This is a genomic window from Georgenia sp. Z1491 (assembly GCF_057652395.1).
The window spans coordinates 967,231-992,941 of sequence record NZ_CM172729.1; the positions used below are offsets into that span (position 1 = coordinate 967,231).

The window sequence follows — 25,711 nt, forward strand, 5'->3', positions numbered from 1 at the left end:
GCCCGACGGGGTGCTCGCGCCCGGACCGGGTCCAGGTCCGCGCGGCGGTGCGGTGCTGCGTCAGACCGTGAACGGCTTGACGGTCTCGAGGTCGACGGTGATCGTCGCCCCGTTGGGCGCCTCGTAGGAGGTGGTCTCGCCGGCGCTGCGACCGAGCACGGCCTGGCCCAGCGGCGAGGACTCCGAGAAGACCTCGACGTCCAGCCCCTCGGCGGCCTCGCGCGAGCCGAGCAGGAACGTGCGCTTCTTGCCCGCGATCTTCGCGGTGATGACCATGCCCGGCTCGACGACGCCGTCGTCCGCGGGCGGCTCGCCGACCTGGGCGGTGCGCAGGAGCGCGGTCAGCTGCTGGATGCGGGCCTCCTGCTTGCCCTGCTCCTCGCGAGCCGCGTGGTAGCCACCGTTCTCCTTGAGGTCACCCTCGGAGCGGGCCTGCTCGATTCGCTCGGCGATCTCCTGCCGACCGGGCCCCGACAGCTCCTCGAGCTCGGCGCTGAGACGGTCGTAGGCCTCCTGGGTCAGCCAGGTGGTCCCGGTCTGCTGGGACATCACGGCTCCTTACAGTCGTGTGGCGGTGCCCGCCGCGCGGCGACGGACGGAAACCGCCCGGCCCCAGGTGGGTCCGGGCGGTGAGTGAAGCGGCCATTCTAGCACCATGACACCGATCCACGCCCGCAGGAGTGGACCGCGTCACGGCTGCGGCCAGGGCGGATCATCCGGCCGGCCGGCACGACTCGGCGTGCCCCGACGCCGCGCGCTCCGAGGTGACGATCGGCTCGACGGCCGCCGTGCGTCGTTCCACGACCGGACCGATGTGCACCTCGCGGACCCCGACCTCGGTGAAGTCCACGTTGACCGCGCGGAGCGTGCACACCACCTCGGTCCCGGGCTCGGCCACGACGACGAACCGCACCTCGACCTCGTCCGGCCGGGTCACCGTGTACCCGACGTGCTCGACCAGGACGTCCTCCTCCTGGTTCATCGCCAGGCTGATCCCGACCGCGCCCGCGACCAGGACGAGGGCGCCCACGAGCGGGACGAGCCACTGCGCGCGCCGGGACCCGCCCGGCCGAGCCCGCCCGTAGCGTCGGCGCACGAGGTCGGGGTCGATGGCCGGGGCGCCGTGCCCGCGTGGCGTGTCCGGTCCCTCATCGGTCCCGCCCGGCGTCGTCCTGTTCGTCATGCCTACGCTTCCGTCGTGGGTCCGACACCCGGGGCCGTTCGCGCACCGGGGGTCGGGTGTTGGACCATTGTCCCCGACGGCGGTCCGCCGTCCGGGCCGCGCCCCGCGGACCGCACCAGACGAGGAGTACCGACGTGACGACCAGCCCGCTCCGGCTGATGGCCGTGCATGCCCATCCCGACGACGAGGCCAGCAAGGGTGCCGCGATGATGGCCCGGTACGCCGCCGAGGGGCACCGGGTGCGCGTCGTCACGGCGACCGGCGGCGAGCGAGGTTCCGTCCTCAACCCCAGGCTCCAGGGCGACCCCGACGTCGAGGCCAACATGTCCGAGCTGCGCGTGCAGGAGATGGCGGCCGCCGCGGACGCGCTGGGCGTGGAGCACGCGTGGCTCGGCTTCGTCGACTCCGGGCTGCCCGAGGGTGACCCGCTGCCGCCACTGCCCGAGGGATGCTTCGCGCTCGAGCCCGACGAGGTCGTGGTCGGGGCGCTCGTGGCGCAGATCCGTGAGTTCCGCCCCCACGTGCTGACGACCTACGACGAGAACGGCGGTTATCCGCACCCCGACCACGTGCGGGTACACGAGATCTCGATGCTCGCCTTCGACGCCGCCGCGGATCCCGACCGGTTCCCCGACGCGGGCGAGCCGTGGGCCGTGCAGAAGGTGTACTACGACGTCTCGTTCTCGGGCGGGCGCATCCAGGCCGTCCACGACGCGCTCCTCGCCCGCGGTGGGGAGTCGCCGTTCGCCGAGTGGATCGAGCGTCGCGAGGAGCGTGACCGGGACATGGGGCGCGAACGGCGCGACGCGACGGCCCGCATCCAGGTGGCCGAGCACTTCGCCGCCCGGGACGCGGCGCTGCGTGCGCATGCCACGCAGATCGACCCGGACGGGTTCTTCTTCTCGGTCCCGCGCGACCTGGAGGCCGAGGTGTGGCCGGTCGAGGAGTTCGAGCTCGTCCTCGCCCGGGTGCAGGTCCCCGACGAGGTCGAGGAGGACCTGTTCGCCGGGGTCGTGCCGGACGGGCTGCCGCAGGGTGCGCCCGTCGTCGTGGTCGGGGCCGATCTCGCCGACGGCGGAACCGACTCCGACGCGGTCGGCACCGGGCACGGGCGCGACCGGACCACGCGGTGAGGCCGGGGGGCGCGCCCGACGCGACGGTCGCCTGGCTCGCCGGGGCCGAGACACCGTCCGGCGAGCTGCAGCCGTGGGACGTCTCGCCCGGCATCGAGGGCTTCTTCGCCTTCTTCGCGCTGGCCGCGGTCATCGTCGTGCTCGGCGTGCTGGTGGTGCGCACGATGCGCAGGGTCGACCAGAACGCACGCGTGCGCGCCGCTCAGGAGGCGGCCGACCGTCGTGACCGAGGCCCGGACGAGGCCGGCTCCGGCCCGGGGGCGGACGGGAGCGACCCCGGACCGGGGCCGGCCGGGCAGAGTGACGACGCGTCCGGCCCGGCCGGCGGAGCCGAGAGGTAGGCGTCCTCGCCCTCTCGCGCGCTCCGTCGTCGGGTGAGGATCAGGGCCAGCGGATGCCGATCTTGCCCGGCTTGCCCTTGCCCGAGTCGGGGGTGGCGGACGTGTCGTCGGCGGCGGCGAGCGGCAGCGCTGCGGGGTCGGTCTCGGGCTCGACCAGAACCGTGAGCTCCGAGTCGCCGGCCGTGCGGGCGGCGCCCGACAGCTCGACGAGCACGATCTGGGACTGGTCGACCGCGAGGTCGGCGGGCGGGGCGTCGGCAACGAACATGGTGTCCTCCTGGGGGCGTGGTGCGTCGGTCGCGCACACGGACACATGTTCTCGTGCTCGTGTCCCCGTGGGTAGTCCGAAAGCCGGGTCAACTGACGTGATGGGCCGACATCACATGATCGGGACGCCGAAACGTGTGATGGCCGTTACTTCTTGTCGGACTTCTTGCCGCCCTTCTTCTTCCCGTCCTTCTTCTTGTCCTTCTTCTTGCTGTCCTTCTTCTTGTCCTTCTTCTTGTCCTTCTTCTTGTCGTTCTTCCCGTCCGACCTCGCGTCCTCGCTGCCACCGGACCCCTTCTCGGGGGCCGGCGCCGCGGAGGGCGTAGCGCCCGCGACCGCCTCGGCGAACTCCCGCTCGTCGGCGAGCGAGTCCTCGACGGTCTCGCTGCGCTCGTCGTCCGTGGGCACGTTCTCCGGGTCCATCGTGCGCAGCAGCGCGGCGACCTGCGTGGCGACCCGCCATCGGGGGCGCGGCCACCGTGGGTCCAGGTCGATGAGCGCCTGGGTGACCAGCTCGGTCACGGCGAGGCGCGCGTACCACTTCTTGTCCGCCGGGATCACGTGCCACGGAGCGATGTCGGTGTTCGTCCGGGCCAGGACGTCGGAGTACGCCTCCTGGTAGTCGTCCCACTTCTTGCGGGTGGCGACGTCGCTGGGGTTGTACTTCCAGTGCTTGTCGGGGCGGTCCAGCCGCTCGAGCAGCCGCAGCCCCTGCTCCTGCTTCGAGACCATGAGGGCGACCTTGACGATGGTCGTGCCCCGGGACGTGACGGTGCGCTCGAACCGGTTGATCTCGGCGTAACGGCGGCGCCACACCTCCTCCTCGACGAGCTGGTCGACGCGCGCCACGAGCACGTCCTCGTAGTGCGAGCGGTCGAAGACGCCGATGCGGCCCGGCCGGGGGAGCGCCCGGCGGATCCGCCACAGGTAGTTGTGCCGCTTCTCCTCCTCGGTCGGGACGCCGAACGAGTGCAGATCGATCCCCTGCGGGTCGACCATGCCCATGACGTGCCGCACGATCCCGCCCTTGCCCGCGGTGTCGAGCCCCTGGAGGACCAGCAGGACCGAGCGCTCGCCGCCGGAGCGTCCCTCGGCGAACAGCCGCTCCTGCAGCTCGGACATGAGCAGGCCGCGCTCGGCGGTCAGCGCCTTGCCGTCGGCCTTGCCGCCGTCGAACCCCGGGGTCGACGCCCGGTCGAACGTCGCGAGGTCGAAGTCGGGGCCGGGCCTGAGGAGGCCGGCGGGCGGTGCGGTCCAGGCGAGGTCGTCGGCCACGGTGAGCTCCTTGTCGAGGTGGGCCTCCGACCCTAGTGGGCGCCGGCCGCGGCGAGGGAGGCGAGCGCGACCGAACCCGCGTGGCAGGCCCACCCGATCACGGTGCCGACGTGGAAGATCTCGTGGAACCCGAACACACGCGGGACCGGGTCCGGGCGTCTGAGCGCGTAGACCACCGCACCGGCGGTGTACGCCAGGCCGCCCACGACGAGCAGGACGACGACCCCGGGGCCGGCCGCACGCCAGAAGTCCGGCATGAACCACACCGCGACCCAGCCGAGGGCGACGTACACCGGTGTGTAGACCCAGCGCGGCGCGGACAGCCAGAACAGCCGGCTCAGCGTGCCGAGCAGCGCGCCGCCCCAGACGACCGCGAGCAGGACCGTCGCCGTGCGGGCCGGCAGGAGCATGACCGCGAGCGGCGTGTAGGTGCCGGCGATGAGCAGGAAGATGTTGGTGTGGTCGAGCCGGCGCAGGAGCACGCCGAGCCGGTCGTTCCATACGCCCCGGTGGTAGACCGCCGAGGTCGCGAACAACTGGACGGCGGTGAGAGCGAAGACTGCGCACGCGATCCGCCCGCCGAGGGTGGGAGCGGTGGCGACGAGCGCAAGGCCCACGACGAACGCGAGCGGCGCCGTGACGAGGTGGATCCATCCGCGGGCGAGCGGCTTGACCGGGCGCGGCGGCGCCGGTGCGGGCGCGCCACGGTCCACCGGTGCGGGGCCGCCCTGGGCGAGGCTCATGCGACTCAACCTACAGGACTGTAGGTAGGGGTGGAAGGACGGATGCCGCCGCGTGGACGTGCCGTGGCGCGACTCCCTCGCCACGGTCGCTACGCTGCCGGGTATGTCGCACCCGGCGACGATCGGACGGAGGTGGACGGTGCGCTCGAGCGACGTGCTGTACTCGCTGTACGAGCGCCGCCTCCTCGGCGAGATCGACCGGTCGCGGATGCCGAAGCACGTCGGCGTCATGCTCGACGGGAACCGGCGGTGGGCCCGGTCGGTCGGGGCGCAGACCGCCGACGGCCATCGTCGGGGCGCGGACAAGGTCCACGAGCTGCTCGAGTGGTGCGAGGACGTCGGCGTCGAGGTCGTCACGCTGTGGATGCTCTCCACGGACAACCTGCGGCGCGACCCGGCCGAGGTCGCCGACCTGCTGGAGATCATCGTGGGCTCCGTCGCCTCGATCGGGGCGACCGCGCGGTGGAACGTCCGCCTCGTCGGTTCCCTGGACCTGCTGCCCGCCGACATCGCCGACCGGCTGCGCGCGGCCGCCTCGCCGGTCGGGGACGGTCTCGTGGTGAACATCGCCGTGGGGTACGGCGGTCGCGAGGAGATCGCCGACGCCGTGCGCTCGCTCCTCGCGGAGCGCGCCGCGGAGGGTCGTTCGCTGGAGGAGGTCGCCGCGAGCCTCACCGTGGCGGACATCGACGGGCACCTGTACACCTCGGGTCAGCCCGATCCCGACCTGCTGATCCGCACCTCCGGCGAGCAGCGCCTCGGCGGGTTCCTCCTGTGGCAGTCGGTGCACTCCGAGCTGTACTTCTGCGAGGCGTTCTGGCCGGACTTCCGGCGCGTCGACCTCCTGCGGGCGCTGCGCGACTTCTCCCACCGCGAGCGCCGTCTCGGCCGCTGAACGCCTCCGCCGGGAGTGCGGTCGACGCCGCTGACCCGTGACCTCCATGACACCCGCGTGTCGCTCACGTGAACAGTTGACGAACCTGCTCGACGCGCGCGCGAGCCTTCCGCCCCCGGGGCCGGGCGCGGCGTAGTTTCGTGTCCGACGGACGGCACGACCGCCGTCCTCCGGGAGGTCGCCCATGGCGCACACGTTGCGCACGACGGGGGCCGGCCGGCCCCCGTGGGCCGTCCGCCCGCCCCGAGTCCGAGGCCGGCGCATCGCGTGCCCGGCCGAGGGTCCTGACCCGCGCACCTGCGCCGGAGGGAGCACGACGTGAGCACCACCGCCGCCCAGCACACCGCGTCCGAGGCCGTCACCAGCACCGGGAGCGAGGTCGCCGCAGAGCTCGGCGTCCCGGAGCCCCAGGGCACCGCGCTGCGCACCTATGTCCTGGACACGTCGGTCCTGCTGTCGGACCCCCGCGCGATGACGAAGTTCGCCGAGCACGACGTCGTCCTGCCGGTCGTCGTCGTCACCGAGCTCGAGGCCAAGCGTCACCACAGCGAGCTCGGCTACTTCGCCCGCGCCGCGCTGCGCATGCTCGACGGGCTGCGGGTCCGGCACGGCCACCTCGACCGGCCGGTCCCGGTCGGCACCGACGGCGGCACGCTGCGGGTCGAGCTCAACCACTCCAACGACGCGGTCCTGCCGTCGGGGCTGCGCCTGGGCGACAACGACACGCGCATCCTCGCCGTCGCCGCGAACCTGGCCGCCGAGGGCAACGCCGTCACGGTGGTGTCCAAGGATCTGCCCATGCGGGTCAAGGCCTCGGCGGTCGGCCTCGACGCCGAGGAGTACCGCGCGGGGCAGGTCGTCGACTCGGGCTACACCGGGATGACGACGGCGGACCTCACCGAGTCGGAGATGTCCGACCTGTGGAGCGCCGAGGCGCTCGAGGTCGCCGACCTCGCCACCCCCGGCGACCTGCTCGAGCAGCCCGTCAACACCGGCGTGGTCCTGCACTCCCCGCGCGGCTCCGCCCTCGCGCGGACCTCGGCCGGCGGTCGGCTCACGCTCGTGCGCGGCGACCGGGAGATCTTCGGGATGCGCGGTCGCTCGGCCGAGCAGCGCGTGGCGATCGACCACCTCGTCAACCCCGACGTCGGGATCGTCTCCCTGGGGGGCCGGGCGGGCACCGGCAAGTCGGCGCTCGCCCTGTGCGCGGGCCTGGAGGCGGTGCTCGAGCGCCGCGAGCACAAGCGGATCCTCGTGTTCCGCCCGCTGTACGCCGTCGGTGGTCAGGAGCTCGGCTACCTGCCCGGCACCGAGGCCGAGAAGATGAACCCGTGGGCGGACGCCGTCTACGACACGCTCGGCGCCGTCGTCGACTCCCAGGTCGTCGAGGAGGTCATGGGCCGCAACCTCCTCGAGGTCCTGCCGCTGACCCACATCCGCGGACGCTCCCTGCACGACGCGTTCGTCATCGTCGACGAGGCCCAGTCCCTCGAGCGGAACGTGCTGCTGACCGTGCTGTCCCGCATCGGGCAGAACTCCCGGGTGGTCCTCACGCACGACATCGCCCAGCGGGACAACCTCCGGGTGGGGCGGCACGACGGCATCGCGTCCGTGGTCGAGGCGCTCAAGGGGCGCGAGCTCTTCGCGCACGTCACCCTCACCCGGTCCGAGCGGTCCGCGGTCGCCGCCCTGGTCACCGACCTGCTGGAGAACTACGAGGTCTGACGGGCCCGGACGCCGGGCGGGTCAGCCGGCGGCAGCGCCCGTGGCGAGCGGGGCCTCACCGACGTCCCCCACGACGTCGACGAGCATCGCGGTCCCCTCGGCGAGCGTGTACTCCACCCCGACGACGGCGGTCTCGCCGGCAGCGATCGACTGGCGCACCATGGCCGAGTAGTCGACGAGCATCTCCACGGTCGAGCGGACGTGCTGACGGCGCAGGTCGCCCGCCGGCGGCAGCGTGAGCCGGGAGTCGTCGTCGGTCGGCGTCCCCTCGGCGCCGGCCGGGGCCGCCTCGCCGTCGGGGGTCTCGCCCGGCAGGACGGCGCGCGTGACGAGCGAGGGGATCACCCGGTCGACGACGGCGCGCACGAACCCGGTCGGCATCCGGCCGGTGGTCAGCGCCTTGACCGCGGCACCGACCGCCCCGCACGAGTCGTGGCCGAGCACGACGATCAGCGGGATGCCGAGGATGCCGACCCCGTACTCGATCGACCCGATGACGGTGGTGTCGAGCACGTGCCCGGCCGTGCGCACGACGAACAGGTCGCCGAGCCCCTGGTCGAAGACGAGCTCAGCGGCGACCCGGGAGTCCGAGCACCCCAGGACGACCGCGAACGGGGTCTGGTCGACCGAGACCTCCGTGCGCCGCGCGGCGGACTGGTCCGGGTGCTCCATGGTGTCGGCGACGAACCGGTGGTTGCCCTGACGGAGGCGGGCCCAGGCCTCGCCCGGGGTGGGGTGCGCGGTCATGCGCGGCCGTCCGCGGGGGTGGTCCCGGCGTCGTCCGCCTCGTCGCCCCGATCCCCGCGCGCCTCGTCGAGGGCCCGGCGGGCGCCGTCGAGCCAGTCCTGGCACCGGTCCGCGAGGGCCTCGCCCCGCTGCCACAGCCGCAGCGCCTCCTCCAGGGGGAGCTCACCGGACTCGAGGCGCCTCACGACGCCGACGAGCTCGTCGCGAGCCTGCTCGTAGGTGAGCTGGTCGACACCGTCGTCGGCGGCCCCGTCGCCCGTCGCCGGGGCCGTCGGGGCGGAGTCGTCGGCGGTGGGCCCCGCCTCGGCAGGTGGCCGCGCCTGGCGCTGAGGGTCGAGGGAGTCGGGGTGCTGCATCCGGACGTTCACCCGGTCAGTCAACTACACCTCGCGGGTGGCGACGACCTCGACGCCGAGCCGGCCGGCGTGGAGGATCGCCTCGAGCCGGTCGCCGGCGACGACCTCGGCCTGGTCCCGTACCACCGTGCCGTCCTGCCGCCGGAGCACCGCGTACCCGCGTGCCAGCGTCGACGCCGGGGACAGGGCGAGCAGGCCGCCGTGCGCCCGGGCGAGCTCGGCCGAGGCGGCGGTGAGCCGCCCGTCGAACGCCCCTCGGTTGCGGCCGCGCAGGGCGACGACCTCGGCGGTCGGGCCCTCCAGCATGCTCTCGGGCCTGGCGAGGACGGGGCGGCCGCGCAGCGTCGCGAGCTCGGCACCGGCCCGTTCGAGCCGGGCGACGACCGCGCGGCGGACCCGCTCGCGCGCGTCGGCCACGCCGGCGCTCTCCCGTGCGAAGTCCGGGACCACCCGGCGGGCGGCGTCCGTCGGCGTCGACGCGCGCACGTCGGCGACGAGGTCGATCAGGGGCGAGTCGCCCTCGTGCCCGATCGCCGAGACGACCGGCGTCCGGCACCCGGCGACCGCGCGCACGAGTGCCTCGTTGGAGAACGGGAAGAGGTCCTCGACCGACCCGCCGCCGCGAGCCACGACGACGACGTCGACCTCGTCGATCGCGTCGAGCTCGGCGAGCGCGGCGCTCACCTCGGGGACCGTGCTCACGCCCTGGACGGCCACCTCCCGGACCTCGAACCGGACGGCCGGCCAGCGCAGGCGCGCGTTGGTGAGGACGTCGTCCTTCGCCTTGGCGTCGCGGCCGCAGACGAGCCCGACGGCGCGGGGGAGGAACGGCAGCGGCCGCTTGCGCGAGTCGTCGAAGAGCCCCTCGGCGGCGAGGACCTTCCGGAGGGCCTCGATGCGCGCGAGCAGGCCGCCGACGCCGATCGCCCGCAGGTCGTCGGCCCAGAGGTTGAAGCTCCCGTTCTTCGTCCAGAAGCTCGGCTTCGCGTGCGCGACGACGTGGGCACCTGGCGCGACCTCGGCCGGCAGGGCGCGTGCCGCGATGGAGATGCGCAGCGACATCTCCGCGTCGGTGTCGCGCATCGTGAGGAACGCGGTGCGCGCCCCCGGCCGGCGGTTGACCTCGACGAGCTGGCCCTCGACCCACAGCGCCGACATGCGGTCGACGTAGTCCGCGATCTTCTGCGACAGCAGACGGACCGGCCACGGAGCCTCCGGCGTCGTCGCGGCCGCGGTGGCCGGCAGCGGCGCGCGTTCGCCGGCGTCGCCCGTGGTCACGCGCGGGCGAGGATCGCCTCGGCGTCGGGGTCGAAGTCGTCCGCCAGGGCGGAGAGCCGCTCGACCTCCGGCGTCTCGCCGATCGCCCGGGCTGCCTCGCGGAGCGCGAGCACGGCGAGGATCACGCCGCGGTTGGGTGCGTGGGAGGCCGGGACCGGGCCCTGGCCGCGCCAGCCGCCCTTGCGCAGCGCGTCCAGCCCACGGTGGTAGCCGGTGCGGGCGAACGCGTACGCGGCGACCGGGTCGCCGTCGAGGGCGGAGCCGGACAGCGTGGCCCAGGCCAGGGACGAGGCGGGGTTGGCGGCCGCGACCTCGCGGGGGTCGGTGCCGGCCTCGAGCGCGGCGGAGGCGGCCGCGTCGGGGCCGTCCTCGGGGAGACGGACGGGGTCGGGCGCGAGAAGGTTGTCTGCCATGGCCCCATCGTCGCACCGAGCCCCTGCGCGTGCGTTCGGTCCGCGCCGCGGCCTGCCGGGAACGGCCGGGATGCCTACGCTCGACGTCGGACCACAGCGACGACGACCGACGAGGAACCGACATGACGCACCCGCACGACGAGGACGACATCGACCCGACCGTCGCCGTCCCGGGCTCCATGGCCGCTCAGGTGCGCGCCTCGAGGGGCGGGTCGTCGGGCCGTCCGCCGGCGGGCACGGGTAGCCGCCCCGTGTCCGAGGATCCGGCGCGGACCGAGGCCATGGCCCCGGTCGCCCCGGAGCCCCGCCCCGGCGGGGCCGCCCGGTTCGACTCGGCCGCGACCCCGCAGGATCCGGAGGCGCGCGTGACCACCGCCGAGCTCCCCGCCCTGTCCGAGCCCGCGCCGGGACCCGGGTGGGGGCCGGCGGCAGCAGTGCCCCCGCCCGGTCGAGGACACGCCCCCGGCCCGCCCTACGCGCCCGGTCCCGGACATGCGCCGGGCTCGCCCTACGGACCCGGAGCGCCGCACGCAGCCGGCCGGCCGCCGTCGGGTGCGGTCCCGTACCGGGGCCCGCAGAGCCTCGGGGGGCGCAGAGGGCTCCCTCCCGCGAACGGGGGCGTCGTGGCGATCTCTGTCCTCTGGCGCCTCGCCGTGGCGGCGGTCGCGATCTGGGCCGTGTACGAGCTGCTCGTCCCGACCTACGAGGTCGGCGGATGGCCGGGGCTGCTCGACCAGCTGTCGTTCTTCACCACGGTGAGCACGATCCTCGTGGCGCTGGTCATGGCCGCGTCCGTGCTGCGGGCACTCTCGCCCGGCTCCGCCCGGCACCGGCTCGAGGGCCGGCACGGATGGTTCCGCGGGCTGGTGACGACGTACTCGGTGATGACCGCCGTCATCTTCGTCGGCGTCCTCGAGGGATCGCTCGAGGACCGCCTTTCGCTCGTCGTCCACCTCGTGCTGCCGGCCGCGATGGTGCTCGACTGGCTGGTCGTGGGCCGCAACCAGGACCGCGTGCCGGGCTTCTGGCCCGTGCTGTGGGTGCTGCCGATGTTCGGCTACCTCGCCGTGTACATGTGGCAGTCCGACCGTCTGGGGTACCCGCTCTACCCCTTCCTCGACCCGGGTGCCTCGGACTTCCTGCGCACCGCCGCCATGCTGCTGGGCGCCTGGCTCGTCTGCGGGTTCCTCGTGTGGGGGATCGGCCGCCTCCGCGGTGCCGCGCTGGGGCGCTGAGCGGTCACCCGAGGGCCGGGCGCCCGCGCGGTGTGAGAGCAGCCTCCTCCCCGGCCGGCCCTTGCGCCGGCCACCTATCCTGGAGGCGTGACCTCCACCGACACCGACACGATCCAGTCCCTGGCCGGCGCGTCGGCGTTCCCGCAGCAGGTCGAGTCCTTCGACTCCCCGGACGGGAAGCGCATCCTCCTGGCCACCCCGCGCGGCTACTGCGCCGGCGTCGACCGGGCCGTCGACGCCGTCGAGAAGGCCCTCGAGCTGTACGGCGCACCCGTGTACGTGCGCAAGGAGATCGTCCACAACAAGTTCGTCGTCGAGACCCTGTCCAGGCGCGGCGCGATCTTCGTCGCCGAGACCGACGAGGTGCCGGAGGGCGCGCGGGTCGTCTTCTCCGCCCACGGTGTCTCCCCGGCCGTCCACGCCCAGGCCGCCGCTCGGAACCTCGCGACCATCGACGCGACGTGCCCGCTCGTGACCAAGGTGCACAAGGAGGCCGTGCGTTTCGCCCGCGACGACTTCGACATCCTCCTCATCGGCCACGACGGCCACGAGGAGGTCGAGGGCACGTACGGCGAGGCGCCCGAGCACATCCAGGTCGTCAACGGCCCCCACGAGGTCGACCAGGTCGAGGTGCGCGACCCGGAGCAGGTCATCTGGCTCTCGCAGACCACGCTCAGCGTCGACGAGACGATGGAGACGGTGAACAAGCTGCGCGAGCGGTTCCCCGCGCTCCAGGACCCGCCGAGCGACGACATCTGCTACGCCACCCAGAACCGGCAGGTCGCGGTGAAGAAGCTCGCGCCCGAGTCGGACGTCGTCATCGTCGTCGGGTCGGCGAACTCGTCGAACTCCGTGCGCCTTGTCGAGGTCGCCCTCGAGGCCGGTGCCGGCGCGGCCTACCGCGTCGACACCGCCGACGAGCTCGACCCGACCTGGCTCGAGGGTGCGACGTCGGTCGGCGTCACCTCGGGCGCCTCGGTTCCGGAGATCCTCGTGCGCAACGTCGTGCTGCGCCTGCAGGAGCTGGGGTTCCTCGGGGTCGAGGAGGTGCGCACGGCCACGGAGGACGTGCTGTTCTCGCTGCCGAAGAACCTGCGGTCCGACCTCAAGGCCTCCGGATTCTCGGTCGACCAGCCGCGCCGGGCTCGCGCCGCTCGCGCCGGCGAGTGACGCGGCCGGCTCGGCCCGACCGGTGACGTCGGGCCCGCGCCGCCCGGTAGCGTCGCGCCCGCCGTGCCCGCCGACGTGGCCGGCTGCGGTCCGCAGCACGCGCCGCGCGGTAGCGAGAATCATTCCGATCAGCGCTGCCGCGCGGTAGAATCACCGTCATTCGCACGCGTGCGACCGTCAGGATCACGTCGAGGTGGCCGACCGCACGCGGCGGTCCGGAGGTGAGGACATGTCCGAGTCCCAGAGGTCCGGTGGGCGGTGGTCCGGCGCGAGCTGGAACCTGCCGCAGTCCGACCACACGTTCGACCCGCGCGGCAAGGCGTTCGCGAACCGGAGCCAGGGTGCCCACAACCAGGCCGTGGCCCCGTTCAACGACCAGCCGCACGCCCAGCGCGGTACCGGCGTCGTCGAGACCACGGTGCGCGCACTGCGCAGGTGGTTGAGCCGGTCGAACGCCTGATCCGCGCGCAGGTCTGACCCGCCCGCGCCGGAACCCGGCCCCGAGCCGGACCGGCCCTGGTGGGGGCGTCGCGAGCCCCCGCCCTGAGGTACCCATCCCTCGGCGGGGGCCGCGCGGCGTGCGCGGATTACGCTCCTGGGAGTGGGCTGCGCCGCGGCGCGGTCGGACCCGGGCACCACCGTCCGGGTCGCCACGTACCGACGGAGCGGAGGTCTCGCGATGAGTGATCAGCAGTACGGGGGTCAGGGCTGGAACCACCCCCAGCAGGGCGGGACGCCCGGCTACGGGGCGCAGCCGGGCTACGGCGCTCAGCCCGGGTACGGCGCCCAGCCCGGGTACGGCGCCCCGTCGCCGTACGAGGCGGGTTCCCCCTACGGCGGCCAGTCGCCGTACGGAGGTCAGTCCCCGTACGGTGCGCCCGGCGGTCAGCAGGGCTTCCACGGTGCCCAGGCCTACGGCGCTCCGCAGGGGTACGGATCCCCGCAGGGCTACGGCGCCGGCACGCGTAAGCGCGTCTCGACACCGATCGCCGGCTGGATCCTCGTGCTCGGCGGCGTCGTCGCGGCGATCGGCTGCTTCCTGCCCTGGCTCGAGGTGTCGATGTTCGGGGTGTCGGAGTCCATCAACGGCATGGAGGACGGCAGGGACGGCGTGCTCATCCTCCCGCTCGCGATCCTCGCCGCGGTCGGCGGCGTGCTCATCGGACTCGGGAAGGGCCGCGCCTGGGTCGGGATCGTCAGCGCGATCCTCGCACTCGTCGTCGCCGGAATCGGCGTGATCGACCTCGTCGACGCGATGAACCAGATCGACGAGCAGGGCGCCCAGGACATGATCGACATCGGGATCGGCCTCTACGCCGTCGTCGTCGGAGGTGTCGTCGCGCTCATCGGCGGGATCTGGGCCATCGCGCAGAAGCGGGACGTCTGAGGGGCCACCTCAGCCCGCGCGTTCCTCGCGCTCGGGCCGCACCTGGGCCGGCTCCGCGTCCGCCTCGGCCAGCTCGGGTGCGGTGAAGGCCCGCACCTGCGCGTCGTCCGCGTCCAGCGGGCGCAGCTCGAGGTCCCGCGCGCCGAGCGACTCCAGCGATCGGGCGGTCACGAGCAGGCGCCCCTCGATGGAGCCGACCGCGCTGTTGTAGTGCCCGACGGCGGAGCGCAGCGACGATCCCACCCGACCCAGGTGCGTGGCGACCGTGGCGAGGCGGTCGGCGAGCGTGCGACCGAGCTCGAGCAGCTCGCCGGCCTCGTCGGCCGCCTTCTCACCGCTCCACACAGCGGCCACGGCGCGGAGCAGGGCGAGCAGTGACGACGGTGAGGTCGGCGCGACCCCGCGTGCCAGGGCGTGCTCCAGCAGACCGGGGTCGGCCTCCAGCGCCGCACCGAGCAGCGGCTCGGACGGCAGGAACAGCACGACGAGCTCCGGGCTGCCGGGCAGCTCCGCGTGATAGCCGCGGGACGCGAGGGCGTCGACGTGCCCGCGCAGGGCCTTCGCGTGCGCGGCCAGCAGTCGCTCGCGGCGCTCGGCGTCCGCGCCCCTCGCACCGGTGTCGATCGCGCTCGCCTCGAGGTAGGCGTCCATCGGGACCTTGGCGTCGACGGCGAGCGTTCGCCCGCCCGGCAGGTGGACCACGAGATCCGGCCGAGCGCCGGACCGGGAGCCTGAGATGGTGCCCGCGGTGCGCTGGGTGTCGAAGTCGACGTGGGCGAGCATCCCGCTCGCCTCGACGACGCGCCGCAGCGTGACCTCGCCCCACTGCCCGCGCGAGCCGCCCGCCCGCAGCGCGCGGCCCAGCTCGCCGGTCGCGGCGACGAGCTCGGCGTCCGCCCGTCGGGCCGCGGCGAGCTGCTCGTCCAGCGCCGCGGCGCGGGCCGCCCGCTCGCGCTCGAGCCGCTGGACCTGGTGCCCGACGTCGGCCAGGCCGGAGCGCAGCGGGGCGAGGGCCTGCAGGACGTCGGCGTCGGCCGAGGCGCGTTCCCGCAGGTCTGCGACCTGGGCGGCGAGCTCGTCCGCACGGGCGCGGGCCGCGCCCAGCTCTGCCGCGTCGGTGGTGGCCCGCTCGTGCGTGCCCTGCGCACGCTCCGACTCGCGACGGCCGGTGATCAGGGCGTGCCCGCCCGCGCCGAGCGCTGCCCCCGCAGCCAGGCAGAGCAGGACGACGAGGACGAGCACGGGCGTCGAGAGCGTCATGCCGCCATCGTCACAGGCGCCGCCGACACCGGGCGCCCGTCGTGCCGAACCCTGCGCTGCCCGGCCACCTCGCGCCGAACCGTGCCCGCCCGGTCGTCCCGCTCCGGCAGGCGCCTCGCGGCGCGGTGCGAACGGTGCCAGGCTGGCGCTCCGGCACGATCGCCGAGGTCGGCGGCCGTGCTCCGTGCGTGCAGGCGAAGGCGAACCGTCGTGACCCTCGAGCTCGTCAGCCAGTCGCTCGTGCAGGAGCTTCTCGTCATGGAGATCCCACCGCTGGACAAGATCCTGCGCACGGTGGGCGTCTACCTCGCGGTGGTCCTCGTCGTGCGTGTCGCGGGCAAACGAATGCTGGCTCAGATGAACAGTCTCGACCTGGTGGTGGTCCTGCTGCTGAGCGAGGCCATCCAGAACGCGATCATCGGTGACGACTTCTCGGTGACCGGCGCGGTGCTCGGGATCGTCGTGCTGGTGTCGGTGAACGCCGGGCTGGAACGGTTGGCCGCCCGCTGGGAGTGGGCCAGGGTGCTGCTGGAGGGGCGCTCGACGGTTCTCGCCGAGGACGGCAGGATCGACGACGCGGCGCTGCACCGGCTCGGCATGACCCGTGAGGAGCTCTCGATCGCCCTGCGCATGCAGGGTGCCGACTCCGCCGCCGAGGTGGAGCGGGCGACCATCACCCAGGGCGGTCAGGTTGGTGTCGACATCCGGGACGGCGAGCAGGCGGTGAGCGTCGCCGATCTCGAGCGCGCCGTGGCCGAGCTGCGCGAGCTCATCGAGGCGCGGCGGCCGTGAGGGGCGGACTGCTCGTGCGGGCCGTCGGCGCACCTAGACTCTCCTGGTGGCACTCACCATCGGAATCGCCGGCCTGCCCAACGTCGGCAAGTCGACCCTGTTCAACGCACTGACCCGCGCGACCGTTCTCGCCGCGAACTACCCGTTCGCGACGATCGAGCCGAACGTCGGGGTGGTCCCGCTGCCCGACCCGCGCCTGCAGGTCCTGTCCGACATCTTCGACAGCGAGCGGATCCTGCCGGCGACCGTGTCCTTCGTCGACATCGCGGGCATCGTCAAGGGTGCGAGCGAGGGGGAGGGGCTCGGCAACCAGTTCCTCGCCAACATCCGTGAGGCCGAGGCGATCTGCCAGGTCACGCGGGCGTTCGCCGACCCGGACGTCGTGCACGTGGACGGCGAGGTCGACCCCGCGTCGGACATCGAGACGATCACGACCGAGCTGGTGCTCGCCGACCTCCAGACGCTCGAGAAGGCGATCCCGCGCCTCGAGAAGGAGGCCCGGATCAAGAAGGGGGAGCCCGAGGTGCTCGCCACGGCGAAGGCCGCGGTCGAGATCCTCGAGCGCGGCGAGACGCTGTCGGCGTCCGGTTCGGCTGCCGGGCTCGACCCGGAGATCCTCGCCTCGTTCCAGCTGATGACGACGAAGCCGTTCATCTACGTCTTCAACACCGACGACGACGGGCTCGCCGACGCCGAGATGCAGGCGCGACTGCGCGAGCTCGTGGCTCCCGCGGAGGCGATCTTCCTCGACGCGAAGTTCGAGTCCGAGCTCGTCGAGCTCGAGCAGGACGAGGCGGCCGAGATGCTCGCGGAGTCCGGGCAGGACGAGGCCGGCCTCGACCAGCTCGCGAGGGTCGGCTTCCGCACGCTCGGGCTGCAGACCTACCTCACGGCCGGGCCGAAGGAGGCCCGCGCCTGGACCATCGGTCAGGGCTGGAAGGCCCCGCAGGCCGCCGGGGTCATCCACACGGACTTCGAGAAGGGCTTCATCAAGGCGGAGGTCATCAGCTTCGACGACCTCGTCGACGCCGGGTCGGTGGCCGAGGCGCGCTCCCGCGGCCGGGCGCGCATGGAGGGTAAGGACTACGTCATGCAGGACGGCGACGTGGTGGAGTTCCGTACAGGCCTTACGTCTGGTGGCAAGAAGTGAGCGCGCTGGTCACGCCTTCTTTTGCGGAGTCGACTCAGGAGTTTCTCTTCGATGTGCGAGGAGGGTCCAGGAACACGACGACGTTCACCGACAACATGAAACTCCCGGTCCACCGGTGGTTCCGGTATAGCGCCGGCTAATCCGCGGACTGGGCGAGCGGTCTGATGCGACACTGGGGCGTCCGGAGAGTGCTCGACCCGTTCGGCGGTTCCGGCACGACGTCCCTCGTGGCGCAGGAGCAGAAAGTCGAGTCCGTCGCCACCGAGGTCCACCCGATGGTTGCTCGCATCGCCAACGCCAAGCTCCTGTGGACGGAGTGAATCGCCCCGGGTTTGTTAGAGGCTCGTAAGTGCCGCCCCGGCAGGCGCCGGCACGGGGTTCTCATGATGGTAGACGTCCTCGAACTCGACCGGAGGGACCAGCCTGATCTCGCCGTGCACACGACGATGGTTGAACCAGTCGATGTACTCCGCGACCGCGATCTCCAGGTCCTCGATGGACTTGAATGGCCCCTTGTTCCGGATCAGCTCCGCCTTGAACAGCGAGTTGAACGCCTCCGCGAGGGCATTGTCATACGAGTCCCCCGTCGAGCCGACTGAGGCGACTGCGCCGGCCTGGGCGAGCCGCTGGGTGTATCGCACGGCGACGTACTGGACTCCTCTATCACTGTGGTGCCGTAGCCCGGCCACGTCTTGGCCGGCACGCTGACGCGTCCAGAACGCCATCTCCAACGCGTCCAGGGCCAGGTCCGTGCGCAACGACTTCGACAGCTGCCAGCCCAGCACCCGGCGGGAGAACACGTCGATGATGAACGCGGCGTACACCCATCCGCTGAAAGGTGCGGCAGTAGGTGATGTCTTACGACCCACAGCTGGTTCGGAGCCGCCGCGGTGAAGTCTCGCTGGACCAGGTCTTGACGCTCATCCGGGCCGCGGCCTGGGACCGTGGTCCTCGGTCCCTTCGCGCGGCTGATCCCGCGCAGGCCTGCGGCTCGCATGAGCCGCTCCACCGTGCACCTGGCCACCTGCAGGCCCTCCCTCCGCAGTTGTGCGTGGACCTTCCGGGCCCCGTAGAGCCCGTAGTTGGCCTCATGCACCCGCCGGATTTCCACGAGCACCTGCTCATCGCGCAGGCTGCGCACTGAAGGAGGGCGCGTCTTGGCCGCGTAGTACGTGCTCGGTGCGATCTGCGTGCCCGCTGCGGAGAGTGTGGCGCAGATCGGCTCGACACCGAATTCGTGCTTGTGTTCGTCGATGTAGTCCACGATCAGCGCTGTGGGCGGTCGAGCTCCGCCGCGAAGAAAGCCGACGCCGAGCGCAGGATCGCGTTCGCCCGCCGTAGTTCACGGTTCTCCTTCTCCAGCTCGGCCACCCGGGCGGCTTCGCTGGTCGTGATTCCGGGGCGGTGGCCGTGGTCGATCTCGGCTTGGCGGACCCAGTTGCGCAGCGTCTCGGGATTGATCCCGAGCTGTTCTCCTACGCGGCGGAATGCTCCGGTCCTCGTGGCGGGGTCTTGACGGGCTTCCAGCGTCATCCGCGTGCCGCGTTCGCGGAGCTCGTCGGGGTACTTCCGTGGTGCGGGCATGCTCGGCATCCTTCCGTTGGATCAGAGCCTCCACCAGACCCGGAGCGATTCAGAGGACCCCGACGAGTTGCGTCACCGTGTGCGCGAGGTTCTCGGCGTTGTCGAGCTTGAGCATTCCGTCCAGGTTCCCACTGCGCCCCTTATTGGTAAGTGCTTCCCAGACGCCGAGTCTTTGCACGATCTGCTGAGGATTCGAGACGCGGTGCTTGAACAGCAGGGCAGGGACGGCATCGCCGAGCTCCTCTGGCTCGCGTTCGTCTCGATCATCCGTGCCTGCTCCCCTGCTGGGACGGCTCAGTGGCAGTACGTCCTGCCGAACAAGACCAAGAGCCGCGTCGCCGAGCCGATGAGCGCGTTCGAGGCTGCAGGGGAGACTTTCGCTGCCGACATGGAGATGAGGCGCTTCCTGCTCGGCGACGACCCGGTGGCTGCGTCGGTGCTACATACCGATGCCAGGACTCTCAATGGGGTCGAGGACGGCTGGGCCGACGCGGTGATCACGTCGCCGCCGTACGCCAACAACTATGACTATGCCGACACCCTCCGCCTGGAGCAGATTCTCCTCGGAGAGATCGAGGGGTGGAAGGATCTCCGTAACCTGCGCGACGTCCTCCTGCGGTCGGCAACGCAGAATGTGGGGCGCTGGAAGGCCGACGAAGCGCTCGAATCGCCTTTGATGGCTCCTATCATCGACGAGTTCGTGCCGGTGTACGAAGAGCTCACCCAGGTGCGTAAGGAGCGTGCCGGGAACAAGGCGTACAACGTCATGCTCGCCGGTTACTTCTACGACAACGCCCAGGTCTTCCAGGCCCTGCGACGCAAGACCGTGCAGGGCGCCAAGGTCTGCTACGTCGTCGGTGACTCGGCTCCTTACGGCGTCCATGCGCCGGTGGAGAAGTGGCTCGGTGAGCTCGCCGTCGCCGCCGGGTTCAAGGCCTGGTCCTTTACGAAGGTCAGAGACCGCAACACCAAGTGGAAGAACCGCAAGCACCGTCACCCTCTGCACGAGGGCTACCTCTGGATCGAAGGCTGAAAATGGCAGTTTCTCCCTCCCACGCGCTTGGGCAGATCGCTGGCTACATGATGGAGCAAGCGTTCTTCGACATGATCCTCCCGGTCGCAAATGAGTTCGACCTGTTCGTGGATCGCCAAGGGCCCCGACCTGCTCGCGGAACGAGAAAGAAGGTCACCTGGGTCGACGATCATGACAACAAGCACGACTTGGACTGTGTGCTGGAGCGAGGCGGCTCGTCAAGCATGCCCGGAAGACCGGCAGCTTTCATCGAGAGCGCGTGGCGACGATACACGAAGCACTCTGTCAACAAGGCCGGTGAGATCGCGAACGCGCTTGTCCCGCTTCTCCGGACCTTTCGATTCGACCGGCCCTTCCTGGGTGCCCTAGTTGCTGGCGAGTGGACCCAGGGGGGGGTATCACGGCTCTTCACAATCGAGGGTGTAGTTGGGGTCTGAAGCCGCCGGTCTCGAGGAGCGCGCGGGCGATGTAGTTGGTGAGGTTGCGGAAGCCCAGGGCGGAGCCGCGCAGGTGCTCGAGCCGCCCGTTGATGGCCTCCGTGGGACCGTTGCTCGTGCCGGGCCGGTCGAAGTAGGCCAGCACGTCAGCGGCCCGACGTTTGAGGGTCCGGCCGAGCCGACGGATCTCGGCCAGCACCGCCGGGACACCCCGGCTGAGCGAGTCGATCAGCTGAGTCATCAAGACGCGACCGCGAGCCCGGTCGGGCTCGCGGTAGGCAGTGACCATCTGCTGGTAGACGGCCCAGGTGGCCTCGACCTCGACGTGCGTGTCGCCGGCGAACAGTCTGTTCAGGCGCTGGTGCTGTCTCTCGGTGAGCAGGCCCAGACCGGTGTGCAACGTCCGGCGGGCGGCGTAGAGCGGGTCCCCGGAACGGCCCCGATGCCCATGAGTGTCCTGCTGGACACGGCGCCGGGCGTCATCGAGTGCCTCGCCGGCGAGACGGACCACGTGGAACGGATCCAGGACAGCGACCGCGTCGGGCAGCTCTTCGGTGGTTGCGGTCTTGAAGCCGGAGAACCCATCCATCGCGACGACCTCCACGCCGTCTCGCCAGGCCTGAGGGCGGCCGGCGAGCCACGTCGTGAACGCCTGCTTCGAACGGCCCGCGACCATCTCCAGGAGCCTGGCCGGCCCTGTCCCGTCACGGATCGGGGTCAGGTCGATGATGACGGTGACGTACCGATCGCCGCGCCTGGTGTGGCGCCACACATGCTCATCGACCCCCAGGACCTGCACGCCGTCGAACCGGGCCGGGTCGTTGATCAATGCCCGGTGTCCTTCGGTCAGGACCGCGGCGTTGGCGGTGTTCCACGAGACCCCGAGCCCCTCGGCGACCCGAGCGACCGTGAGGTGCTGGACCACGACGGCCTCCAGCGCCCACCGGAGCCCGCGGCGGGAGAGCCGAGCTCGCGGCTCCGCAGCCGCGGTGGTGTCCTGGCGCCACACGTGCCCGCACCCAGTGCACCGATAGCGACGCACCGTGACAAGCAGCGTCGTGGGGCGCCAACCCAACGGCTCATGGGCCAGCTCGCGGGTCACCGTGTCACGCGGGACGCCCTCGCAGCCGCAGCACCGGCACCACTGATCGGGCTCGACGACGCGGCAGGCGATCACCGCACGATCGGGCTCGAGACACTGCCCGACGGCCTCGAGGCCAAGCTCGTCGAGCCGAGCGAACGTGGTCAGGTCCGGGCAGGCGAAGGTAGCGTCAGACACGTCGAGGTCTTCCCGATGGGAGGCGTAGGAACCCCCATCATCGGAAGACCTCGACCCCTACCCAGGCACCGACGCGCCACCCCGCCCCCTCACGGCACTACACCCTCGATTGTGAAGAGCCCCGTATCATCCCAGGCCAGGAGCACCTTTCTCTATGACGCCCACCCGTCGAGACCACACCCCAGTGAAATCTCGAGGTCAGCGGGTGCTCGTGGCAGGGCCTGAACTGTGGTCCGTACACTCCTACTCATGGATGCGCTTGATATTGGACGGATCGTGGCCGGACTGGTGCTGCTGGTCTTGGGTGGGGAATTTTTGGTGCGTGGGGCGTCAGCACTGGCCGGACGTTTCGGGATTTCGTCATTGGTGATCGGTCTCACCGTAGTGTCAGCGGCGACGTCGGCACCAGAGTTCGCAGTGAGCGTCGGTGCTGTACTGCGTGATGAACCGGGGCTTGCCGTGGGCAATGCGGTTGGCAGCAACATCATTAATGTCCTGCTCATCCTGGGACTGTCCGCGCTGGTCGTTCCCCTCGCTGTAAAGCGGAGGCTGATCCGCTTTGACCTGCCCCTGATGGTCGTCTTGTCAGTTCTACTGCTCCTTGTGTCCATGGATGGGAGGATCAGTGCGGTGGACGGGCTGATACTATTTTTCGGTGTGGTGGTCCACACCATAATGTCCGTGGTGATTAGTCGGCGGGACGCCAAGACCGCGGTGAATGCCCGGGAAGGGACAGGAGATTCGGCAACCATCGATCCAGCCGACGAGGAAGGGGCTGCGCTAGGCGCCTCGGTCAGCAGGTCGCTCTTCTTTGTGCTGCTGGGGGTCGCGTTGCTGGTCGCCGGTGCCACGCTGCTCGTGGAAGGAGCAGTGAACATAGCCACCACGTTGGGCGTAAGCAGCCTCGTGGTCGGACTGACCGTTGTGGCTGTCGGGACATCGCTGCCCGAGCTGGCGACGTCCATCATTGCCGTGCGTCGCGGTGAACGGGACCTAGCGGTGGGCAACGTGGTCGGCAGCAATATCTTCAACATAGGGGTAGTGCTAGGACTAACCGCGCTCATCTCTCTTGAGGGCATTCCCGTATCCGGCGCCGCAGTGGCCTTCGATATCCCAGTAATGCTGGCGGCCGCAGTGGCACTACTGCCGATCGCGTTCACGGGCTTCGCGGTGGCGCGTTGGGAGGGCGGCTTGTTCGTGGTTTTGTACGCCGCCTACACCGGATACCTTGTGCTGGCTGCCACAGCGCACGATGCACTGGAGGGATTCACCGTAGCCATGGCGTGGTTCGTGCTGCCGTTAATCGCACTGACGCTCATTTCCTTTACAGCCTACGAAATCGGGCTCCGCAAGGGACGCCGAGACCTGGACCAGACCACGACTTCGACGTAGACCGTCGAGTGCATTCGGCTGCTGGCTTCATTCAGGTCGTCGGCTGAATGTAAATCGGCAAGAGATGACTGTCGGTTGGTGGTGTCATAGCGTCGTAGCAACACTCCCGGTCCGTGGGGGCTCGAGGCGAGGAGGCCTGGGATGGTGCGGCGGCGACTCACGTTCACGGAGCGGATGGAGATCTCGACGGGATCGAAGGCCGGGTGGGGAGTCCGGAAGATCGCGTCTCACCTGGGTAGATGCCCTTCGGTGGTCTCCAGAGAGCTTCGACCGAACTCGACGAAGACGCGCGGCTATCAAGCCGTGACCGCGGACGTGAAAGCGCAACGCCAGCGGGGCGTGTCAGATGGTTTGTGTAAGGGGTGGGGTCAGCGTTCGAAGGAGAACATGCTGTGACCATGACCAAGGAGAGTCCGGAGCGTGCGGAACGCAGACGGCGGCAGAAGGAGATCGCGGACGGTCTGAAGGGCTCTGGAGCGTTGGACGACATCTTCGCCAAGATCGATGCCGGCGAGCCGCTCACGGGTGAGCAGGGCCTGCTCGGCGGGATGCTCAAGGCCGCGCTCGAGCGGGGTCTGGGTGCCGAGCTGACCGAGCACGTGGGCTACGACCGTGGCGACGCGGACGCTGCCGAGCACCCGAACTCGCGTAACGGGACCAGCCCGAAGACCGTGGCGACCCAGATCGGGGACGTCGATCTGGCCGTCCCCCGGGACCGGGACGGGACGTTCACGCCGATGCTGGTGCCCAAGGGGCAGCGCCGTCTCGATGGCCTGGACGGCATGATCATCAGCCTCTACGCAGGCGGGATGACGTTGCGGGACGTCGAGCACCACCTCGCGACCACGATCGGCACCGAGATCAGTTACGAGACGATCTCCAAGGTCGTGGACCAGATCAGCGAGGAGGTCCTGGCCTGGCAGCACCGCCCGTTGGAGGCGCTGTATCCGGTGATCTACCTCGACGCGATCGTGGTCAAGATCCGCGATGGCGGACACGTGCGCAACAGGTCCGCCCATCTCGCCATCGGCGTCGATATGGACGGGATCAAGCACGTCCTGGGTATCTGGGTCCAGGCCAGCGAGGGAGCGAAGTTCTGGGCCGGCGTCTGCGCCGAGCTGGCCAACAGGGGCGTGCGTGACGTGCTGATCGTGTGCTGCGACGGGCTCACGGGGTTCCCCGAGGCCGTCGAAGCGACCTGGCCCCAGGCGACCGTGCAGACCTGCGTGGTCCACCTGATCCGGGCCGCGACGAGGTTCGTGAACTACAAGGACCGTAAGGCTCTGACGGCCGCGCTGCGGCCGATATACCAGGCGCCCAGCGCTGAGGCCGCCCTGGAGGTGCTGGAGGCCTTCGAGGCCAGCGAGCTCGGCCGTCGCTACCCCTCGGCGGTCAAGACGTTCCGCGCCGCGTGGGAGCGGTTCACCCCGTTCCTGGCGTTCCCGCCCGAACTCAGGCGGGTCATCTACACGACCAACGCGATCGAGTCGCTGAACTACCAGCTCCGCAAGGTCACCAAGAACCGGGGCCATTTCCCCAACGACGCCGCGGCAGTGAAGCTGCTGTGGCTGGCGATCTGCAACATCGAGGACAAAAGAGCGCGCGAGCGAGCCAAGGAACGAGGACGACCCGCCGCCGAGCGACGAGCCTCGGGCCGGCTCGTCGAGGGCGCTGTCACCACGAACTGGAAGACGGCCCTCCAACAGCTCTCACTGGTCTACCCCGACCGAATCAACCCCCACCTCTGACCCGGCCCCCTTACACAGACAACTTGACAGGCTCCGCCAGCGCTCTCGCCCACAGGTCCGGAAAGTGGCAAAGGACCCGGTACTCGAGGCCCGCGTCAACGCCGACCTCGCAGCGTCATGGACGCCGAACGAGATCGCGGGTCGCTTGCGTCTGGAGGCCGCAGACCCGACCGTTGAACGCATGGCGAACTCTCCCGACGCTCAGGGCCGCACCGTCAGCGGAGAAGCGATCTACCAGTACATCTACGCGATCCCCCGCGGAGAACTCGCCAAGCGTGGGATCTTCTTGCAGTCCAAACGGACCAAGCGCCGGCCCCGCACGCACGGCTGCTCCCGAGGCGGGCCGATCGTGGGGATGGTCCCGATCGCGGAGCGTGGCGAGGACGCGGCGAAGCGGCGGGTACCCGGGCACTGGGAGGGCGACCTGATCATCGGGAAGAACGGGTCCTCGTGCGCGGCGACGCTGGTGGAGCGGATGAGCGGGTTCACCGGCCCGCTCGCCCTGCCCTCGAAACACGCCGAGGGCCCCGCGGACGCGGTGATCGAGTACTTCACCGAGCTGCCCCGGATGATGCAGACCTCGCTGGTAAGGGACCAGGGCAGCGAGATGGCGCACCACGCAAAGGTCTCCCCGGCCACAGACATGCCGGTCTACTTCGCCGACCCCCACTCGCCGTGGCAGCGGCCATCGAACGAGAACACGAACCGGCTCTACCGCGAGTACCTCCCCAAGGGCACGGCGATCCCCGACCACCAGCCCTACCTCGCCACCATCGCGGAGGAGATCAACAACCGGCCCGCCGCCGACTGGGCTTCCTGACACCGACAGAATCCTTCGCCCGACTACTGGCCGGCGAACCCCATGTTGCTTCCACGCTTTGACACCAC

24 protein-coding genes, 4 pseudogenes and 1 other annotated feature are annotated in these 25,711 nt (G+C 71.0%); of the genes and pseudogenes, 16 read left to right on the plus strand and 12 right to left on the minus strand.

Annotated features, from left to right (window positions below):
- Positions 1-60: 60 nt before the first annotated feature.
- Complete coding sequence (gene greA, locus AC24HA_RS04500; protein WP_425709401.1) at positions 61-549, minus strand: transcription elongation factor GreA; 489 nt, start codon at positions 547-549, stop codon at positions 61-63.
- A 163-nt stretch (positions 550-712) separates the two neighbouring features.
- Positions 713-1,183 (minus strand): DUF4307 domain-containing protein, encoded by a 471-nt coding sequence (locus tag AC24HA_RS04505; protein WP_425709402.1) that lies wholly within the window; start codon positions 1,181-1,183, stop codon positions 713-715.
- 158 nt (positions 1,184-1,341) lie between these two features.
- Here AC24HA_RS04505 and mca point away from each other — a divergent pair, with 158 nt between their 5' ends.
- Positions 1,342-2,316, plus strand: coding sequence for a mycothiol conjugate amidase Mca (gene mca, locus AC24HA_RS04510; protein WP_425709425.1), 975 nt, complete (start codon positions 1,342-1,344; stop codon positions 2,314-2,316).
- A complete protein-coding gene (locus AC24HA_RS04515; protein WP_425709403.1) occupies positions 2,313-2,657 on the plus strand; it encodes a hypothetical protein in 345 nt (114 codons plus the stop codon). Before mca ends, AC24HA_RS04515 begins: the two co-directional genes overlap by 4 nt.
- Positions 2,658-2,697: 40 nt before the next feature.
- Here AC24HA_RS04515 and AC24HA_RS04520 read toward each other — a convergent pair whose 3' ends face one another.
- The 3 genes and pseudogenes from AC24HA_RS04520 to trhA form a co-directional block, all read right to left on the minus strand.
- Positions 2,698-2,925, minus strand: a complete 228-nt coding sequence (locus AC24HA_RS04520) for a hypothetical protein (protein WP_425709404.1) — start codon at positions 2,923-2,925, stop codon at positions 2,698-2,700.
- 431 nt (positions 2,926-3,356) lie between these two features.
- Positions 3,357-4,199, minus strand: a pseudogene (locus AC24HA_RS04525) (PPK2 family polyphosphate kinase); the annotation flags it as partial.
- Between the two features lie 32 nt (positions 4,200-4,231).
- The gene (gene trhA / locus AC24HA_RS04530; protein WP_425709406.1) at positions 4,232-4,942 is read right to left on the minus strand and encodes a PAQR family membrane homeostasis protein TrhA; all 711 of its coding nucleotides are present in this window, start codon (positions 4,940-4,942) and stop codon (positions 4,232-4,234) included.
- Between the two features lie 139 nt (positions 4,943-5,081).
- On the opposite strand from trhA, the gene AC24HA_RS04535 reads away from it, so the two are divergent.
- Both AC24HA_RS04535 and phoH2 read left to right on the plus strand, forming a co-directional pair.
- Positions 5,082-5,837 (plus strand): isoprenyl transferase, encoded by a 756-nt coding sequence (locus tag AC24HA_RS04535; protein ID WP_487563609.1) that lies wholly within the window; start codon positions 5,082-5,084, stop codon positions 5,835-5,837.
- Positions 5,838-6,308: 471 nt separating this feature from the next.
- On the plus strand, positions 6,309-7,562 hold the full coding sequence (gene phoH2, locus AC24HA_RS04540) for an RNA 5'-3' helicase PhoH2 (RefSeq protein ID WP_425709426.1): 1,254 nt from the start codon (positions 6,309-6,311) through the stop codon (positions 7,560-7,562).
- A gap of 21 nt (positions 7,563-7,583) precedes the next feature.
- Here the strand turns inward: phoH2 and AC24HA_RS04545 are convergent, their stop codons facing one another.
- The 4 genes from AC24HA_RS04545 to AC24HA_RS04560 are packed head-to-tail and all read right to left on the minus strand — an operon-like array spanning position 7,584 to position 10,356.
- Positions 7,584-8,309 carry a carbonic anhydrase gene (locus AC24HA_RS04545; protein WP_425709408.1) on the minus strand — a complete coding sequence of 242 codons (726 nt, stop codon included), beginning with the start codon at positions 8,307-8,309 and terminating at the stop codon, positions 7,584-7,586.
- Positions 8,306-8,677 (minus strand): exodeoxyribonuclease VII small subunit, encoded by a 372-nt coding sequence (locus tag AC24HA_RS04550; protein WP_425709409.1) that lies wholly within the window; start codon positions 8,675-8,677, stop codon positions 8,306-8,308. Before AC24HA_RS04550 ends, AC24HA_RS04545 begins: the two co-directional genes overlap by 4 nt.
- Before the next feature lie 12 nt (positions 8,678-8,689).
- Positions 8,690-9,943, minus strand: coding sequence for an exodeoxyribonuclease VII large subunit (gene xseA, locus AC24HA_RS04555; RefSeq protein ID WP_425709410.1), 1,254 nt, complete (start codon positions 9,941-9,943; stop codon positions 8,690-8,692).
- A complete protein-coding gene (locus AC24HA_RS04560) occupies positions 9,940-10,356 on the minus strand; it encodes a DUF3151 domain-containing protein (protein ID WP_425709411.1) in 417 nt (138 codons plus the stop codon). The genes xseA and AC24HA_RS04560 overlap by 4 nt, the downstream gene beginning before the upstream one ends.
- A 122-nt stretch (positions 10,357-10,478) precedes the next feature.
- On the opposite strand from AC24HA_RS04560, the gene AC24HA_RS04565 reads away from it, so the two are divergent.
- The 4 genes from AC24HA_RS04565 to AC24HA_RS04580 all read left to right on the plus strand — a co-directional run bounded on the left by AC24HA_RS04565 (position 10,479) and on the right by AC24HA_RS04580 (position 14,148).
- Positions 10,479-11,591 carry a Pr6Pr family membrane protein gene (locus tag AC24HA_RS04565; protein WP_425709412.1) on the plus strand — a complete coding sequence of 371 codons (1,113 nt, stop codon included), beginning with the start codon at positions 10,479-10,481 and terminating at the stop codon, positions 11,589-11,591.
- Between the two features lie 120 nt (positions 11,592-11,711).
- Entirely contained in the window at positions 11,712-12,761 is a 1,050-nt protein-coding gene (locus AC24HA_RS04570) for a 4-hydroxy-3-methylbut-2-enyl diphosphate reductase (RefSeq protein WP_425709427.1), read from the plus strand.
- Between the two features lie 229 nt (positions 12,762-12,990).
- Positions 12,991-13,221 carry a hypothetical protein gene (locus AC24HA_RS04575; RefSeq protein WP_425709413.1) on the plus strand — a complete coding sequence of 77 codons (231 nt, stop codon included), beginning with the start codon at positions 12,991-12,993 and terminating at the stop codon, positions 13,219-13,221.
- Between the two features lie 219 nt (positions 13,222-13,440).
- Entirely contained in the window at positions 13,441-14,148 is a 708-nt protein-coding gene (locus tag AC24HA_RS04580; protein WP_425709414.1) for a hypothetical protein, read from the plus strand.
- A gap of 9 nt (positions 14,149-14,157) precedes the next feature.
- On the opposite strand, the gene AC24HA_RS04585 is transcribed toward AC24HA_RS04580, so the two are convergent.
- Complete coding sequence (locus tag AC24HA_RS04585; RefSeq protein WP_425709415.1) at positions 14,158-15,408, minus strand: DNA recombination protein RmuC; 1,251 nt, start codon at positions 15,406-15,408, stop codon at positions 14,158-14,160.
- 210 nt (positions 15,409-15,618) lie between these two features.
- Here AC24HA_RS04585 and AC24HA_RS04590 point away from each other — a divergent pair, with 210 nt between their 5' ends.
- From AC24HA_RS04590 to AC24HA_RS04600, 3 genes are all read left to right on the plus strand, one after another.
- Complete coding sequence (locus tag AC24HA_RS04590; RefSeq protein ID WP_425709416.1) at positions 15,619-16,200, plus strand: DUF421 domain-containing protein; 582 nt, start codon at positions 15,619-15,621, stop codon at positions 16,198-16,200.
- Positions 16,201-16,246: 46 nt separating this feature from the next.
- The gene (gene ychF / locus AC24HA_RS04595; RefSeq protein WP_425709417.1) at positions 16,247-17,350 is read left to right on the plus strand and encodes a redox-regulated ATPase YchF; all 1,104 of its coding nucleotides are present in this window, start codon (positions 16,247-16,249) and stop codon (positions 17,348-17,350) included.
- Between the two features lie 164 nt (positions 17,351-17,514).
- Positions 17,515-17,670: a DNA methyltransferase gene (locus tag AC24HA_RS04600; RefSeq protein ID WP_242134866.1), complete on the plus strand. Its 156-nt coding sequence runs from the start codon at positions 17,515-17,517 to the stop codon at positions 17,668-17,670.
- 15 nt (positions 17,671-17,685) lie between these two features.
- Here the strand turns inward: AC24HA_RS04600 and AC24HA_RS04605 are convergent.
- Positions 17,686-18,934 (minus strand): annotated as a pseudogene (locus AC24HA_RS04605) (IS3 family transposase).
- Positions 18,528-18,656 (minus strand) — a sequence feature (AL1L pseudoknot). It overlaps the preceding pseudogene by 129 nt.
- Here AC24HA_RS04605 and AC24HA_RS04610 point away from each other — a divergent pair.
- Positions 18,933-19,967: a DNA modification methylase gene (locus tag AC24HA_RS04610; protein WP_487563582.1), complete on the plus strand. Its 1,035-nt coding sequence runs from the start codon at positions 18,933-18,935 to the stop codon at positions 19,965-19,967. The pseudogene AC24HA_RS04605 and the gene AC24HA_RS04610 overlap by 2 nt on opposite strands.
- Before the next feature lie 408 nt (positions 19,968-20,375).
- Here AC24HA_RS04610 and AC24HA_RS04615 read toward each other — a convergent pair whose 3' ends face one another.
- On the minus strand, positions 20,376-21,683 hold the full coding sequence (locus tag AC24HA_RS04615; RefSeq protein WP_425709734.1) for an ISL3 family transposase: 1,308 nt from the start codon (positions 21,681-21,683) through the stop codon (positions 20,376-20,378).
- Positions 21,684-21,932: 249 nt separating this feature from the next.
- Here AC24HA_RS04615 and AC24HA_RS04620 point away from each other — a divergent pair, with 249 nt between their 5' ends.
- The 4 genes and pseudogenes from AC24HA_RS04620 to AC24HA_RS04635 all read left to right on the plus strand — a co-directional run.
- The gene (locus AC24HA_RS04620) at positions 21,933-23,075 is read left to right on the plus strand and encodes a calcium/sodium antiporter (protein WP_487563583.1); all 1,143 of its coding nucleotides are present in this window, start codon (positions 21,933-21,935) and stop codon (positions 23,073-23,075) included.
- A gap of 141 nt (positions 23,076-23,216) precedes the next feature.
- Positions 23,217-23,411 (plus strand): annotated as a pseudogene (locus tag AC24HA_RS04625) (helix-turn-helix domain-containing protein); the annotation flags it as partial.
- 62 nt (positions 23,412-23,473) lie between these two features.
- Complete coding sequence (locus AC24HA_RS04630) at positions 23,474-24,823, plus strand: IS256 family transposase (RefSeq protein WP_463649307.1); 1,350 nt, start codon at positions 23,474-23,476, stop codon at positions 24,821-24,823.
- 34 nt (positions 24,824-24,857) lie between these two features.
- Positions 24,858-25,705, plus strand: a pseudogene (locus tag AC24HA_RS04635) (IS30 family transposase); the annotation flags it as partial.
- Positions 25,706-25,711: the final 6 nt, after the last annotated feature.

Bases quoted from the DNA above. Each gene is read 5' to 3' on its own strand.
- AC24HA_RS04560 (WP_425709411.1), bottom strand. From the start codon at position 10,356: ATGGCAGACAACCTTCTCGCGCCCGACCCCGTCCGTCTCCCCGAGGAC.
- AC24HA_RS04545 (WP_425709408.1), bottom strand. From the start codon at position 8,309: ATGACCGCGCACCCCACCCCGGGCGAGGCCTGGGCCCGCCTCCGTCAG.
- mca (WP_425709425.1), top strand. From the start codon at position 1,342: ATGGCCGTGCATGCCCATCCCGACGACGAGGCCAGCAAGGGTGCCGCG.
- AC24HA_RS04630 (WP_463649307.1), top strand. From the start codon at position 23,474: ATGACCAAGGAGAGTCCGGAGCGTGCGGAACGCAGACGGCGGCAGAAG.
- AC24HA_RS04520 (WP_425709404.1), bottom strand. From the start codon at position 2,925: ATGTTCGTTGCCGACGCCCCGCCCGCCGACCTCGCGGTCGACCAGTCC.
- AC24HA_RS04600 (WP_242134866.1), top strand. From the start codon at position 17,515: ATGCGACACTGGGGCGTCCGGAGAGTGCTCGACCCGTTCGGCGGTTCC.
- AC24HA_RS04620 (WP_487563583.1), top strand. From the start codon at position 21,933: ATGGATGCGCTTGATATTGGACGGATCGTGGCCGGACTGGTGCTGCTG.
- AC24HA_RS04505 (WP_425709402.1), bottom strand. From the start codon at position 1,183: ATGACGAACAGGACGACGCCGGGCGGGACCGATGAGGGACCGGACACG.
- AC24HA_RS04610 (WP_487563582.1), top strand. From the start codon at position 18,933: ATGCTCGGCATCCTTCCGTTGGATCAGAGCCTCCACCAGACCCGGAGC.
- phoH2 (WP_425709426.1), top strand. From the start codon at position 6,309: ATGACGAAGTTCGCCGAGCACGACGTCGTCCTGCCGGTCGTCGTCGTC.
- AC24HA_RS04565 (WP_425709412.1), top strand. From the start codon at position 10,479: ATGACGCACCCGCACGACGAGGACGACATCGACCCGACCGTCGCCGTC.
- greA (WP_425709401.1), bottom strand. From the start codon at position 549: ATGTCCCAGCAGACCGGGACCACCTGGCTGACCCAGGAGGCCTACGAC.
- AC24HA_RS04585 (WP_425709415.1), bottom strand. From the start codon at position 15,408: ATGACGCTCTCGACGCCCGTGCTCGTCCTCGTCGTCCTGCTCTGCCTG.
- trhA (WP_425709406.1), bottom strand. From the start codon at position 4,942: ATGAGCCTCGCCCAGGGCGGCCCCGCACCGGTGGACCGTGGCGCGCCC.
- AC24HA_RS04575 (WP_425709413.1), top strand. From the start codon at position 12,991: ATGTCCGAGTCCCAGAGGTCCGGTGGGCGGTGGTCCGGCGCGAGCTGG.
- AC24HA_RS04580 (WP_425709414.1), top strand. From the start codon at position 13,441: ATGAGTGATCAGCAGTACGGGGGTCAGGGCTGGAACCACCCCCAGCAG.